12 protein-coding genes and 2 pseudogenes are annotated in these 14724 nt (G+C 56.9%); 7 read left to right on the plus strand and 7 right to left on the minus strand.

All coding sequences use genetic code 11. The annotated features are described in order from the left end of the window. Positions 1-118: 118 nt before the first annotated feature. Positions 119-373 (minus strand): helix-turn-helix domain-containing protein, encoded by a 255-nt coding sequence (locus HALAL_RS0114135; protein ID WP_025274620.1) that lies wholly within the window; start codon positions 371-373, stop codon positions 119-121. 42 nt (positions 374-415) lie between these two features. Between HALAL_RS0114135 and map the strand changes: the two genes are divergently transcribed. Beyond that, positions 416-1186 (plus strand): type I methionyl aminopeptidase, encoded by a 771-nt coding sequence (gene map / locus HALAL_RS0114140; protein WP_025274621.1) that lies wholly within the window; start codon positions 416-418, stop codon positions 1184-1186. A 123-nt stretch (positions 1187-1309) separates the two neighbouring features. Then, a complete protein-coding gene (locus HALAL_RS0114145; protein WP_029768031.1) occupies positions 1310-2626 on the plus strand; it encodes a DUF2254 domain-containing protein in 1317 nt (438 codons plus the stop codon). A 303-nt stretch (positions 2627-2929) separates the two neighbouring features. Here the strand turns inward: HALAL_RS0114145 and HALAL_RS0114150 are convergent. After that, positions 2930-4567: pseudogene (locus tag HALAL_RS0114150) on the minus strand (ATP-binding cassette domain-containing protein); the annotation flags it as partial. A gap of 341 nt (positions 4568-4908) precedes the next feature. Here HALAL_RS0114150 and HALAL_RS0114155 point away from each other — a divergent pair. Continuing rightward, positions 4909-5889: a S66 family peptidase gene (locus HALAL_RS0114155; protein ID WP_245598151.1), complete on the plus strand. Its 981-nt coding sequence runs from the start codon at positions 4909-4911 to the stop codon at positions 5887-5889. Between the two features lie 609 nt (positions 5890-6498). Here HALAL_RS0114155 and HALAL_RS0114160 read toward each other — a convergent pair. Next, positions 6499-6891 carry a hypothetical protein gene (locus tag HALAL_RS0114160; protein WP_025274625.1) on the minus strand — a complete coding sequence of 131 codons (393 nt, stop codon included), beginning with the start codon at positions 6889-6891 and terminating at the stop codon, positions 6499-6501. 62 nt (positions 6892-6953) lie between these two features. After that, the gene (locus tag HALAL_RS0114165) at positions 6954-7718 is read right to left on the minus strand and encodes an SAM-dependent methyltransferase (RefSeq protein WP_025274626.1); all 765 of its coding nucleotides are present in this window, start codon (positions 7716-7718) and stop codon (positions 6954-6956) included. 129 nt (positions 7719-7847) lie between these two features. Between HALAL_RS0114165 and HALAL_RS0114170 the strand changes: the two genes are divergently transcribed. Further along, a complete protein-coding gene (locus tag HALAL_RS0114170; RefSeq protein WP_025274627.1) occupies positions 7848-8636 on the plus strand; it encodes a class I SAM-dependent methyltransferase in 789 nt (262 codons plus the stop codon). Positions 8637-8682: 46 nt separating this feature from the next. Here HALAL_RS0114170 and HALAL_RS0114175 read toward each other — a convergent pair whose 3' ends face one another. Further along, on the minus strand, positions 8683-9678 hold the full coding sequence (locus tag HALAL_RS0114175; RefSeq protein WP_025274628.1) for a GlxA family transcriptional regulator: 996 nt from the start codon (positions 9676-9678) through the stop codon (positions 8683-8685). A 92-nt stretch (positions 9679-9770) separates the two neighbouring features. On the opposite strand from HALAL_RS0114175, the gene HALAL_RS0114180 reads away from it, so the two are divergent. Further along, positions 9771-10697: an NADP-dependent oxidoreductase gene (locus HALAL_RS0114180; protein ID WP_025274629.1), complete on the plus strand. Its 927-nt coding sequence runs from the start codon at positions 9771-9773 to the stop codon at positions 10695-10697. Between the two features lie 229 nt (positions 10698-10926). Here the strand turns inward: HALAL_RS0114180 and HALAL_RS18940 are convergent, their stop codons facing one another. Together HALAL_RS18940 and HALAL_RS0114190 are read right to left on the minus strand one after the other, a co-directional pair. Next, entirely contained in the window at positions 10927-11337 is a 411-nt protein-coding gene (locus HALAL_RS18940) for a hypothetical protein (protein WP_025274630.1), read from the minus strand. A gap of 865 nt (positions 11338-12202) precedes the next feature. After that, entirely contained in the window at positions 12203-13744 is a 1542-nt protein-coding gene (locus tag HALAL_RS0114190) for a long-chain-fatty-acid--CoA ligase (RefSeq protein ID WP_025274631.1), read from the minus strand. Positions 13745-14074: 330 nt separating this feature from the next. Between HALAL_RS0114190 and HALAL_RS17015 the strand changes: the two genes are divergently transcribed. Then, positions 14075-14293 (plus strand): hypothetical protein, encoded by a 219-nt coding sequence (locus HALAL_RS17015; RefSeq protein WP_169732381.1) that lies wholly within the window; start codon positions 14075-14077, stop codon positions 14291-14293. A gap of 237 nt (positions 14294-14530) precedes the next feature. Beyond that, positions 14531-14704, plus strand: a pseudogene (locus tag HALAL_RS19515) (DUF1990 family protein); the annotation flags it as partial. Positions 14705-14724 lie beyond the last annotated feature (20 nt).

The following is a 14724-nucleotide window of genomic DNA, read 5'->3' on the forward strand; positions in this document are numbered from 1 at the left end:
ATAGGATTCACCTGGGAGGTGGAACCAGGGGAGACTCCAAGGACCGCATGCCTACCATGACCGGGCGGCGTCGATGACCGTGCCCCAGACCCACATAAGTCGTCCGGTTCTCGCACATTCACATTCCATCGCTGACGTTCTCTTCCGCGGCAAGCTCGTCCAAAGAGACCCCCAGCGCCCGGCAGAGTCTGGCGATCGAGAAGAAATTGGGACTGAGAATGCGCCCGTTTTCGATTTTCCGCAGTGTCTCCGGAGAGATTTCGGCTTCATAGGCCACATCGTCCAGGCGTCGTTCTCCTCTTGCCGTCTTAAGGGATCGGCCCAGGATCTTTCCTTGTCGTCGTTCCTGCGGCGTCAGTTCAGGTCGAATCATAGTGGTATTATAATACCAATACTGAGTGTGGAAGGAAAGTACATGATTGAGTTCTTCGAGGCGGACGAGATTGAAAAGATGCGCCCCGCGGGCCGATTCGTCGCTGATACATTGACCGAACTGCGGGACGACATCGTTGACGTGGGAACCGACCTCCTGGAAATCGACGCTTTTGTGCGTGACCGGATTAAGAGCCACGGAGCGACCTCATGCTATGTGGACTACCATCCGTCCTTCGGGTCGAAACCCTTCGGCCATTACATTTGCACGTCGGTCAACGATGCGGTCCTCCACGGTCTACCCCACAGGTACCGGCTGCGGGACGGCGATCTGGTGAGCCTCGATCTAGCCGTTAACGTCAACGGGTGGGTAGCGGACAGTGCGATCAGCTTTAACGTTGGCCAACCTCGCACCGACGACCAACGCATGATCGAAACGTGCCGGGCGGCCTTGGACGCCGCCATCGACGTCGCATTGCCCGGCAACCGAATCGGCGACATATCATCCACGATCGGCAATATACTCACTCAAGCGGGATACGGCGTCAACACCGATTTCGGTGGCCACGGAGTGGGGCGAACGATGCACGGTGATCCGCACATACCCAATAACGGCCGTGCGGGTAAAGGTATGACCCTGAAACCGGGTCTCGCCATAGCCATCGAACCGTGGGTCCTCAATACGACCGATCGATACCGCTTTGACTCCGATGGATGGACCTTGCGCAGTGCCGACGGATCTCGTGGCGCCCACATGGAACATACGATCGTCGTCACGGACAACGAACCGATCGTTCTCACCGAACGCGCATGACCCGCTTTTCCACGTTCGCGCCGTTCTGCCGCAGGTGGGGCGGCGCAGGACCCGATTCCTGTTCAAGCGTCAATATCTCCCGATTACCACGTACGGCGAATTTCAGTGCTCCACAATGGCAAGATGAGAATTGTATCCGCCGCTCGACACCGCAGATTCTCGTCCGTACGTGAGCATCTCCGCAACTCCTTCGTCCTGGCGCCCACCGTGGCCATTGTAGCGGCGACCGTGTTGACGGGAATGGTTTGGACAGCCGACGGCGCAACCACTCAGATTCTACGAGAATCCGATCTCGACAGATACATCGACGATCTGTCCATTCTCATCGAACCGGCCGCGACCATGGTCAATACCGTCGCGTCCGCCATGTTGACCTTCGTTGGCGTGATCTTCTCGATCTCTCTCGTAGCGCTTCAGATGGCGGCGAACTCATTTTCGCAACGGGTTCTCCTGCTTTTCGTTCGTTCGCGCATCACTAAAGCCACCTTGTCGATCTTTCTCGGCACCTTCGTATACTCCATGCTCATCACCTTGGAGTTCTCCGAGTATCAAAAGGACTCCGAAGTTACCGCCATACCACTGTTCGGCTCCATCGTCGCCATCGCCTTGGTTTTCGCGAGTCTTCTGCTGTTCGTCATCTACGTCGACTCCACGATTCGGCTACTCCGTCTTTCCAAGGTCATCGAACACATTTCCCGTGACGCTCTGAAGACCGTCCAGTTCCTGAGTCGCAATTACGAACAGGGGAGAGAGGGACCAGAACCACATTTCGACGACGAACCCTTCATTCTGGTTCACAATGGCCGATCCGGAGTTCTGCAGGACATCAATATACGCCGGATAGTCCATCACGCACGCAAACGAGACGTGATCGTCGACATCATCCCACGCGTCGGCGACTTCATTACCACCGGAACACCGGTTGCTCGTATCTCAGGACGAAGGTTTCCTGCTAAGCAGCTTGCTCGATGCATAACGACGGGATCGGATCGGTCCATATACCAAGACGTGGCCTTCGGATTTCGCCAACTCGTCGATATCGGCGCCAAGGCTCTATCCCCAGGTGTCAACGACCCGACCACCGCAGTGCAAGTCATCGATCGTATCCAGGAACTCATCGGCAAGGTAGCCGATGAATCGTTCGAATCGGTCGCGTTCACCGACCGAACGGACCGCGTCCGACTGATAACGCATGATCAAACCTGGACGTCACTGGTGAATTTGGCCTTCACGGAAATCCGCACGTACGGCTCGTCGTCGCCGCAGGTGACCCGACGTCTGACCGCGGCGCTCAATGACCTCATCCGTGTCACGTCCGACGAACGTCGAGAACCGCTGCAACGTCAACTCGACTTGCTACGGACCGATGTCGCCGAATCCGTCCCCAATGCCGACGACGCCGAGTTCGCTTTGATCGCCGACCGGCAGGGAATCGGGTGAATCGTGGGTTCGACGGTACGTTCCACGTCGAACCCACGATTCAGCTTGGTCGTTGTGGATCGCAGATACGGCGGTACTTCCACAGCGATCGTTTCTGGTCGGTTCCCGGGCCTGTTCTTACTCTCCAGAAGTCCTCCGGTGCGTTATGTTGTTCCCGTCGTCATTGTGGAAAACGATGACGACGTTGGCAGAGTCATAGACGAATTCTTTCTCAATGGTGCTGTCGGTTTCCTCGACGGTTCCGGCATGGCGATGTACCAGGTCAAAGTTGATTTCAACAAGCCACACAGCGGGTAACCGGCCGTCCCAGACCGGCTCATGCGATTCAGTGACTTCGCCGTCCGCGCCGAAAACGAGAAAACGGTCGAAGCTGCGGGCGAACCATCGATCGTGTGTAACGGACAGGACGGTTCCCTCGAAGGAGGCCAGGCCTGCTTGGAGGGCCTCGGCACTTTCCAAGTCGAGATTATCGGTCGGTTCGTCGAGAAGCAGGAGTGTGGCACCCGAAAGTTCAAGTATCAGCACCATAAACCGGGCTTGCTGACCACCGGATAGCGTTTTGAATTCCTGTTCGGATTTCGCGGCGAGTTCATAGCGGTTCAGTGCGCTCATGGCCCGTTGACGGTCGAGCGACGGCCGGTCGTCATCGCCCTCCCAGAGGATTTCCCGCAATGTTCGTCCATCGAATTCGGGGTGTTCGTGAGTCTGAGAGAAATGTGCCGGGTGGACTCGGGCGCCAAGCCTAGCCCGCCCCTCGTGTGCCACCGGGTCGAATCTGTGTCGTCCGGCCAAGCCATCATCGGAATCAGAACCGCCTCGGGCCAACAGTCTCAGAAAGTGACTTTTACCTGTCCCATTAGCACCCAGTGCGGCTATGCGGTCGCCATACCAGACCTCTAGATCGAACGGGAACGTCAGGTCCTCAAGCTCCAGCTGTTCACAGATCACCGCTCGCTTGCCGGTCCGTCCTCCTTTAAGTCGCATCTTGAGATTCTGCGGCCTCGGAGGTAGTTGCGGTGGACCAGCGTCTTCGAATTTCTGCAAGCGAGTCTGAGCGGCCCGGTAACGGGAGGCCATGTCGGAATTGAAAGCGGCTTTGTTTTTGTACATGAGCATCAGCTCCCGAAGTTTCTGATGCTCTTCGTCCCATCGACGGCGCATTTCATAGAGGCGGTCGTGACGAGCGAGCCGTGCTTCGTGCCAGGTCGCGAATCCATCACCATGCGTCCAGGTGGTACCGGCTTCCAACGTTACGATCGACTCGGCGGTGTTTCTGAGGACTTCCCGGTCGTGAGAGACGAACAGAATTGATTTGTCGGACTCCCGGATAGCCTGTTCAAGTTCGCGTTTAGCGGGGACATCGAGGAAGTTGTCGGGTTCGTCCAGCACGAGGACCTTGTCGGGCCCACGCAAGAGCAGTTCTAGCGCGAATCGTTTTTGTTCCCCGCCGGAGAGTGTCCGAAGTGGTCGGGATTTCGCAACATCCCAAGAGGAGCCAAGCAGTCCCATCGTGACCGTGTCACATAGAACATCAAATTCGTACCCTCCGACCTCACCCCAATCGGCGAGGGCCTGTGCATATTCGAGCTGCGCGGTTTCGCTGCCTTCGACTACCATCCGTTTTTTGGCAGCTTCATAATGTTCGGCGACCTTGCGAATATTCGAAGGCGCGAGCTCGATAGCAAGGCTCTGCAATGGGAGAGAACCTTCACGCATTCCAACGAGCTGACGCATGACACCCAGACCGCCGGAATGTGTGACCGTTCCATGGGAAGGATCCAGGTCCCCGGTGAGAATTCGCAGCAAAGTGCTTTTGCCAGTGCCGTTGGCACCGATCAATGCGACTTTCCGACCCTCTCCTACCCGAAACGACGTTTCAGAAAACAGCCGACTGCCATCGGAAAGGTGGTACGCGACGTCAGTCAACTCCACGAAGCCCATTCGGTCATCGTACATTAGCCGTATATATTCGAAACCGTTGAGTGGCAGTCGAAATCGGTTCTTGGACCTGCTGCTCTCAGCGCATGTCGTCATAGGAGCCCCCGGTTTACCCTGGAGTCGGCATGACACGATCCAGCTTGTGTAGAAGGCTGTGGGCGTTGTCAGCACGGCGTCCTCGATTCCGGCCACACAGGCGAGCCGCACAGAAGACGATCCGGAACCTGTCAGACACAGACGACCATTGCTGTCCAGGTGTACCGCATAGAAGCGGAAACCGTAGATGGTAACGTCATCACGTGCGTACGACGAATCCGCTTGTGCCAGGAGACAAAGTGGCGGTCGTGTCGCCGTCTTCTGCCTTGCCGGCAGTTCTCCCGCTTCCTTATGAACTAGGGTTGCAACGTCTGCGAGATGATTTCGGTCTCGATCCGGTCGAATACCCCACTACGCGCAAGCTCGGTGCTGCACCGCGGGAACGAGCGGAGGATGTGAACAGCGCCTTCGCCGATCCCAGCATCAAAGCGGTGATCGCGTCAATCGGAGGCGACGACCAGATCACGGTCTTGCCGCATCTCGACAGGGACACTCTCGCAGCGGGGAGCAAGCCGTTCTTCGGAAGCAGTGACAATACCAATCTGCTTGCCTACCTTGCTTCGCTTGGCGTCGTGGGCTATTACGGGGGATGCGTGATGACGTGTTTCGGGCGTCCAGGAGCGATGCACCCCGATACCGAATCGTCATTGCGGTCGGCGTTGTTCTCGCGTGGAGAATTCGTTCTGCCGGAGATCGAGCGGTATACCACGATCGACCGTGATTGGGCCGATCCCACCACGTTTATGTCCGAGCCTCCGACCGAACCCCACCCCACGATCCACTGGCACCATTGCCAGACTGAGGTGGAGGGACAAACCTGGGGTGGTTGCCTCGAGATCGTGTCTTGGCTTTTGATGGCTGACCAATGCGTGCCGGACGATTTTTCCGATATCGTCCTCTTCTTGGAGACTTCTGAGGAAATGCCTAGTGATATCGCGGTGTATCGCATGCTGCGTAATATGGGTGAGCGGGGAATTCTTAAAAACATCAAGGCACTCGTCTGGGGCACCCCGAAAGCATCAAGTCATCGGAATCCGCTGGGGGAGAAGCAGCGAGTTCATTATCACGATTGTCAGTACGCTGCCGTCGCCCGGAGTATGGAGGAATACGCTCCACGGACTCCCTGGGTTTGGGGTGTAGATTTTGGACACACCGACCCGCAGCTGACCATCCCGTATGGAGGACGGATGCGTTTGGGCCTCGACCGCACGATCACGGTGACGTACTAACCTGAAAACGAACAACGTCAACCCTCGACAACATGATGGTGAAGGCAACCGAACATGAGAGTTAGAACCGTTTGGAATCTGCCGCATACCGAGCAACAGACTTGGGGATTGCTATGCAGCTCGCAAATGTCACGAAAGCCATACAGCCCCCTGTTTCACCTTGGTCTCCCGCGCCCGGTCGAATGTCGTATACCGGAGGGCGAAGGAGGCGTCGACCGGGAACGTCGTTGTATATCAGACACCGGGTCGATCCAACAGCGTATTAGCGTATGGGAACCGAACTCCCACCTCCGATTCCATATGGTTCGTTCCGATCTCGCACAGAGCTCAATCTTTGACGAGCTCGTCGAAGATTTTCACCTCGAAAAAGCCACTCGAACGACTACCAGGGTCACGCGAATTACCACGGCACGGCTTAAATCTCGGTACTATGCACTGTGTCCGTTCGTTAAAGTCGGATTTAAAACAGTCCACGGCTATGTATTCTCGAACTGGGCGGTGAATACATAGCCGCAGTTAGGCCACTCTGAACCGGCAACTCATGCGGCCGGCCTCCTCATTGGTACGACCAGCAATAGGTGCAGTGACGGTTTTCCAGCGTATTTGCCGCTATTTCGACGTTTGTGTCAGACGGGAAACCGGAGTCAACGATACTCTGTCCACGACGACACCTCTCATATCGCGCTGGTGGACTCGTTCCACCTCGTCGCCCTTCACTTCCACGAGATACTGCGATCGCGGAACCACACGACGCCTCTTTGAATCCCAATCGCCCGGCCCGGCTTTCACGAAACCAACCTCCATAGTGGGCCTGGCCCCCTCCTTTGCCCGACTGAATGCTACGTACCGCATCACCCGGTAGTGGTTCCACAAGGGCTGATAGCAGTGCAGTAGGCCGTGTTTTTCGGTAGGAACGGCCCAGGTGCGTTTACGGCGAAATCGTGACTCGATCGCCTCGATCATGCTCGCACCCAACAGTGAGGCCACAAGGTCGTCCAACATACCGACACCCCTTCAATTATCATGCAAGTCAATGATTCCAGCATAAATTGAACCGGCCATAGTCAATATTTTCGGGCTGTCACCAGTGCAAACGAAAGGTACCGTCCGCCGTCTGAGGTAAGCATATCGATGATCGGCCCGTTTGCGGTTGCACCGTCAGGATGGAATTCAACCCCCGCCCGTGCCCAACGCAACCGGTCCTTCCAGCCGTCCTGCTGCAGACGAGCCGAGGTAACCTCTACCAACTCGGTGATCTCCCATTGCATACGCCACCACTCGGCCGTATGCCATGCCATCGCCTCCCGTCCGACCACTTCTTTGATATGCGGCGGAATCGTCCCAAGGGCATGCGCCTCCTGCTTCATGGCCGGTGTAGCCATACCCAGCTGTCCTCCCGGTCGGATAAAACGAGTCAAATAGGGCAGGTAACCGTCCGCCGTGCCGAAGTACTCGAACGCATCGATACTGACGACGGCGTCGAAACTTTCCTTTTCAAAGGGCAAGGCGTGAGCTTCCGCCTGTACAGCCGTCACTTGATCGCCGACCCCGACCGTTGTGAACACGTTCTGCGCCGATTCCGCTGGAATCCACCAATCAGCCGCCACTACCTCCACGTCGTATTCGCGGGCGAGAAACACCGATGTGGCCCCTTTACCGGACCCGAGATCAAGAACCCGCATCCCTCGACGGAGATCCAGATCCCGGGCAAGGTCCTCTAGCAGCCACAGAGGATTTGGGCCCATATCCAGATCCAGCAACCAGGCCGGTTCATAGCGAGACGATCGTGGATAACGTTTGGGACGCACGAGGTCGTTCAAGGCAGACACGAACATTAAGCTACGGCCATCCCCGCCAGGGCACAATCGAATTTTGATCGGCGGCATCAAAGCTCACCCCTACACGGGCCAAGACATCGATCAATTCTTCACCGGACCCCAACGACGTATCATTGACACATGACCGGACTGGAAGCGCGGACAACATTCGATCACCGTACTGATGACTACCACACGTTTCGCCCCGGATACCCCGGCGCCATGTTCGCGCGCCTCGAAACCGACACTCATCTCCGACCCAATGCACGAATACTCGAAATCGGCCCTGGAACCGGACAAGCCACCCGCGACCTCCTCGATCGAGGTACAGCCGTTACCGCCGTCGAACTCGGCAGTAAGCTGGCGCAACGCCTGGAAACAGAACTTGGCGATCGCCGTCTCACCGTCATCAATGACACCTTCGAAAAGGTTCCCCTCAAGCCCGAATCGTTCGACCTAGCCACCTGCGCCACCGCTTTCCACTGGATCGACCCACGGGTCGCCGTTCCGAAGATCGCTGAAGCGTTGACACCGAACGGAGCATTGGCGGTGTGGTGGAACGTCTACCAAGACCCCGAACGTCACCACGAATTTCATGCCGACGTAGGGCGGCTCCTCAGGGCCTTTGATGCGGCGACCCCGCGTACCGGAACCGGATCGCTCCCGTTTGCTCTGCAGACCGACGACCGAATAGCCGACCTATCGACGGGTGGGCACTTTACGAACATCAACGCCACTACGTATCGATGGGTCCTCAAATTGAATGCCGACACAGTTCGTGGACTGTTCAACACATTCAGTCATGTCTCCACGATGGCATCTCCACAACGCGAGCGATTCCTCGACAAGCTGGGGGAGATGGTGGAAAACAACTACCAGGGGCACCTCGCCCTCCCATCGATCACCCGGCTGTATATCGCGCAGCGGTAACCATCGCAGGATCCACCGCCACAACGCGTGCAACGAAGTCCGACTGTCAGTTCGATCCAATGCTCGCGGCAGAAACGTCATCGTCACGGACACTGAATCTCCTGCGATACTGTGACGGGCTGAGTCCGAAACGGTCGCGAAAGTGCCGCCGCAGGACGGTTCCTGAACCGAACCCAACCTGCGTAGCCACACGATCGATACCGATATCCGTCGTCTCCAGCCACGTTCTGGCTCGCTCGATTCGCTGCTCCTTTAGCCATTCCGTCGGGCTGAGCCCCGTTTCGGCGCGGAAACGTCGCGTCAAGGTCCGTCGGCTCATACACGCCCGGTGCGCCATTACGTCAATCGACATTCGTCGGTGCAAATTGTCTCCCAGCCACGCCCGCACTTCAGAAGTACTCGTCACCTGAGACGACGGCACCGGACGTTCGATGAACTGTGCCTGCCCACCATCTCGCCACGGCGCCACCACACATTTTCGAGCAGCGACATTCGCAACCTCACTACCGTAATCCTGCCTCACCATATGCAGACAGAGATCTATAGCAGCCGCTGCCCCGGCCGAGGTCAATACCGACCCCTCATCCACGTACAGAACATCCTCGACTACATCCACACCTATGTTCCGCAATCGGTCCGACAACAACCAATGCGTCGTCGCCGACCGGCCCTCCAGGTAACCTAGCTCCGCCAATAGGAACGCCGCCGAGCAAAACGACACCAATCGCGCGTTCGAGCGCATCGTAGCGAGAACGTCCGCCACACCAGGAACCGTCGTTGGGGGATCGTAAGGGTCAGCAGACGTATGAACGGTCGGAACGACCACAATATCGGCCTCGGAAATCAACGATTCATCGCGCTGCGGACCTATCTCCAGCCCACATTCCGTATTGACAGGTCGCCCACCAATTGTGCAGACCTCTGTGCGATATCGAGGAACGTCACCTGGATGGTTTGCAGCGGAGAAAACTCGTGGGGCGATTCCCAAATCGAACGGCACTACGCCATCCAATGCCAATACGGCCACCACCGACGCAGACATGGCCCAATCATATCGAAGAGTGGCCCACGGGCCAATGCCACTTGACCACAACCAAATGGACCATTGACGGGAACAGGAAGGACAACACCACAATGCGACAAGTCATTCAGAACGAACTCGGTGGCCCCGACGTCCTCACCACCGTCAACTCCGACATACCCACACCCCTCCCCGGCGAAGTCCTTATTCAAGTCAAAGCCGCAGGGCTCAACCCGGTCGACTCCAAAACCCGCGAATCCGGAGGGATTCTCGACTCCACACCACCGTTCAGTCTCGGCTGGGACGTCTCCGGAACCATTGCGGCAGTCGGATTCGGCGTCACCATCCACAAAATCGGAGACGAGGTTTACGGATTCCCCAGGTTTCCACACTTCGCCGCAGCATACAGCGACTACATCACTGCTCCCGCTCGCCACTTCACCGCAAAACCGTCACGCCTCAGCCACGTCGAAGCAGCCGCCCTGCCCCTCACTGGGCTGACCGCGTGGCAGGCACTGAACGACCGAACACCAGTACTACCGCAACAACGGGTCCTGATCCATGCCGCTGGAGGGGGAGTAGGGCATCTGGCAGTACAAATCGCCAAAGCAAAAGGCGCCTACGTCATAGCAACCGCGAGCCAAGCCAAACACGACACCGTGCTCGCCCTCGGCGCCGACGAAGTCATCGACTACCGAACCCACAACTTCGAAGACCAGACCGGCGATATCGATATTGCCTTCGACCCCGTCGGAGACGATTACGCCACACGGTCAGCACACCTCGTGGTCGACGGTGGTGCCGTCACCAGTATTCTTCCCGACGCCGAACCAATCAGTGACCACGACGCGCAAAGAGTAGACTATGCGGTATTGCTCGCCGAACCCGACCGCATGGGGCTAATGGCGCTCGCCGACCTAGTGGAACAGGATAAATTGAAACCAATCATCAGTGCGGTGTACCCACTGGAGGACGTAGTCGAGGCCCACCGGGCGCTCGATAATGGGAGCATTTTGGGAAAGATCGTGCTGGAATTGTAACTGTAGCAACTCCTCGGCTAAACAGGTTGAAACCAGCGTACTGAAATCAGCGCTGTTTCATACTTGCAATGCGAAGAGGCCCGAGCGTCCGTGCTGGAAATTGTTACAGCATTACGGTACGGTTGCGGCGCTTACTTGATGTGACTAACCCGTTCGGCTTCATGGTCACTGATCGTAAAGCGGGGAGCGAAGCGCCGCAGCCTAACGTCCTATTCGTCCAGCGGGACACTTACGGTTTATCTTGCCGAAGTATCCGATCGGCCGGTTCGAGGTCGCTTTCGATGGCTGCCCACCCTGCTTTGTCGACCGCCCATCTGCGTATTAGGCCGCCTTCAATGGGGCCATCAGATCGGTGATGTACGCCCACCGAATCATCGTTAAACAATACGAATTCCTCATCGTCGTCGAGTCTGCGACGAGTTTCCCAGCTTTGTGAGCCCACTTTGATAATCGAATATTCCGTCAGTTCAATTCCAGGGCGACCTGTAAAGATGCTTGCACATAGCACCATAACGCATGTGAAGACAGACGAGCCCATGAAGAACCCCTGTGCTGGTGCCAATGCAGATACGATGACGCCAAGATTGAGGAATACCAAACTTACGATCGCTGGAATCAAGGGAATTATCAGCAGTTTCATAGGTCGGTACAGTTTTATCAATAGAGACTTCTGCTCGCTAGAAATTTTCAGTGACGGATCCTCTCTTGGCGGCAATGTTCTCACCACAAGACCGACAACTTGATCTACTGGACACGGCCCAAGCGTGCGGGAGTCAGGTCCATCGTTGTCCGATTTCAACCAAACGTGCCCTCTAGGGATTACTTTCCTAGCGACCGGGTCCCAATCTCCGCCTTTGGCGGTCAAAGTCCGTGCCACGTAGGATGTGGACTGTCCGTCGTGTGGTTCCATCCAGCCACCTGGTTCGGCACGAACCACGACACCGGAAGGTGGAGTGACAGAATCACCAGGTCGAGGTCGGTCGAACAGAACCCGGGTATCAATCTCAGGGGCGGCACGGTATCCGGTGTCGGCCAGTTCAACCCACTTAGGAACGTCTGGCTCGGTCCATTTCATCGCATCTTCGTAGCGGAATCGTATCCACCAGGGTGGGCGTGATGAGGACATCCGGTCGACCTACCTTCCATGCCAGTAGTCGACGAAGGTTGGCAGGCTTCTGCTCAGAAGCAAACTGCACTGGTGAAACCGCAATGAGGGGCGCAATCTCGCTGACCCCACGGCCACAACCTTCGAGGAGCTCGAATTCTATGTTGCACGCTCATATTAGCGCGGGGGAGCGCTCGGAATCGTGGCCTCCAATTAGGAGTTACCCGAGGCGAGGATGCCGCTAGTTCGTTTGCGGCTATGAGAATACGCAATCGATGTCAGGCTGAATTTTGATACGGTGGATCGAAATCCAGTGAGAATGAGGCAATTGTTCGTACCAATTTGCATCCCGTGACGTTCATTGTTCGGCGCGACACAATAAACGTCACGGGATTTCGCCTTAACGCAACTCCCGCTTTAGAACCTTCCCTGTGCTGGTCATAGGTAGTTGGTCGCGGAATTCGACCATGCGAGGATACTTGTAACCTGCCATGTTCTCCTTGCACCATGCAACGAGGTCGTTCTCGGAAATCTCAGTCTCCTGCTCGCGAACTACGACGGCTTTGATTTCCTCTCCATGCCTCTGGTGTGGAATGCCGATGACGGCCACCAGACTGACGGCCGGGTGGGTCATCATGACCTCCTCCAGTTCGCGGGGGTACACATTGAACCCACCACGTACGATCATGTCCTTGGCCCGGTCGACTATTGAATAGTAACCTTCCTCGTCGCGCCGACCGATGTCGCCGGTACGGAACCACCCGTCGCGAATCGATTCAGCTGTCGCTTCAGGCCTGCCGAGGTAGCCCTTCATGATGTTGTGTCCGCGTATCGCAATCTCGCCGGTTTCACCTTCGGGGACATCGTTCCAGTTCTCGTCGACCAGTTTCATCTCGACGCCCCAGATCGGCTGTCCGATGGTACCGGGCTTGACCTTTTTACCCGGGTGGTTGAATGAGGCGACGGGACTGGTTTCCGACAGGCCGTAGCCCTCCCGGATCTGAACTCCGAATTCTTCCTCGACCTGCCGCAGGATCTCCACGGGTAGTGCGGCACCTCCCGAAATCGCTCGTCGTAGATTCTGCGCAATCGCCGATACGTCACGCTTTGATTTGTCGGCCGACAGAAGTCCCCAATACATCGTAGGAACACCGGCGAAGAAGGAGACTTGTTCGCTCTCCATGAGACCGAGTGCCTGATCGGCATCGAACCGGGGGAGAAGTACCAGGGTAGCGCCCGAACCGAACCCGGCGTTCAGTTGCACGGTTTGACCGAAGGAATGGAACAGCGGCAACGCCACCAGATGTACATCGTGGTCGACGGTGCCGAAAAGCTTATGACACGTCACGGCGTTCATTGTCATGTTCGCGTGGGTCAATTCCGCGCCTTTAGGCCGGCCGGTTGTACCACTGGTGTAAAGCACCACGGCAGTATCGTTTGCGTCGACAACGGGTCCTTCGAATGTCGTTGGCAGGTCCTTCGTCGCCTCCGCAAACGTTGTCACGCCTTCGATCGGAGTGGATGCCGTGGGATCGGCGGTAATCATAAAAAAGTGTTCGCACTCGTCGGACTCGGCAAACCCTTCGTAGCCCTCCTGTCCGATCGGCATTTCAGCCGTGCCCTCAAAACAAAAATACGCCTTGGCTCCCGAATCGGCGAGATGGTAGGCGACTTCGCGAGACTTGAAGAGCACGTTGAGCGGAACGACAATCGCACCGGCCTTGAGAATGCCGTAATAGACGATGGGGAAGTATGGCAGGTTCGGGCAGGACAACGCGACCCGGTCTCCCGGACCGATACCACGCGACGACAATAGCTGCGCGACTTGGTTTGCGGCGGCATTGACCGCTGCGTAGGAAAGCCGTTTGTCCCCGAGGACGACCGCATCGCGGTCAGGTAGGCGCCTGGCGGTATCTTCCAGCATCATGGCGAGATTCAGCATCTGGTTCTCCTTTGAACAGAGATCGGCGGGTGTAATGCGGTAGGGAGGTTCAGGGGGCTCGACGCGTCGAACACGTCTCGGCACCCGCCGGGACCTCCTTCTCGCACACCCTACCAATTGACGGGTGGACATACCATTACTGTTCAGTAGCTGCGGGAACAGGGGAGATCCTGCGCCCGCCATTGAAGTCACACACGCCTGAATCGACAATCGCATCAGGGAAACAGTGAGTGCCGATCGGCACTCACGGAACCCACGGGTCGCGCCACGGTCCTTCACCACTCCAATAAATAGCGAAATATAAGTACAATGAATTTGGAGGTGGTACCCATGGAACTGCTATGCGTCATCGTCGTCGCCATCATCATCATTTGGATCGCCGTCAAGGCGTCTGGAGGAAACAACAACTATCGCAACTCGTGTGGTGAATGCCGGTACAGAACCACATGGTCAACGCAGTCCCAGGCAGAACGCGATATCGTCGAGCACTACCGAAACAGTCATCCCGATATCGACCCCGGAGGTAGGCAGCATTACCGTGGCCGGTAACGCCGGTTCTGCGCTGTCGTTATGTAACCATCGCCGTCCGGACTTAATCGGAACGTGCACTGCCGTTGCCATGCTTTCCCTTCTCCAGACTCTTCACGGCAATATCCATCATGCCGAAACAAGATCGCCGCTCCGAACCTCAGACACTTATACTTCCGTCCGCCTGCGAGAGGCTGCGACAAGCTACCGGTGGAGACTGCAGTCCGCCCCCAGAAACAACAGCGGTATCCTGACACCATGGCCGTCACATACCCCGAGGTCGGTGCAACTCGAACCCCGGAGCTCCCCGTCGGATACCGCCATATCGACCAGACCGTCACGCTCACAGGACCGTTTGACGCGCTCGCGGACTTTCTTTTCTCGTGGGGTCTTCATGAGGCGTGCGGACTTCGGCCCAGGAGCAGTGACCACGCAACAGTCGGAACGGACGT

The organism is Haloglycomyces albus DSM 45210 (assembly GCF_000527155.1).
Lineage (GTDB): Bacteria > Actinomycetota > Actinomycetes > Mycobacteriales > Micromonosporaceae > Haloglycomyces > Haloglycomyces albus.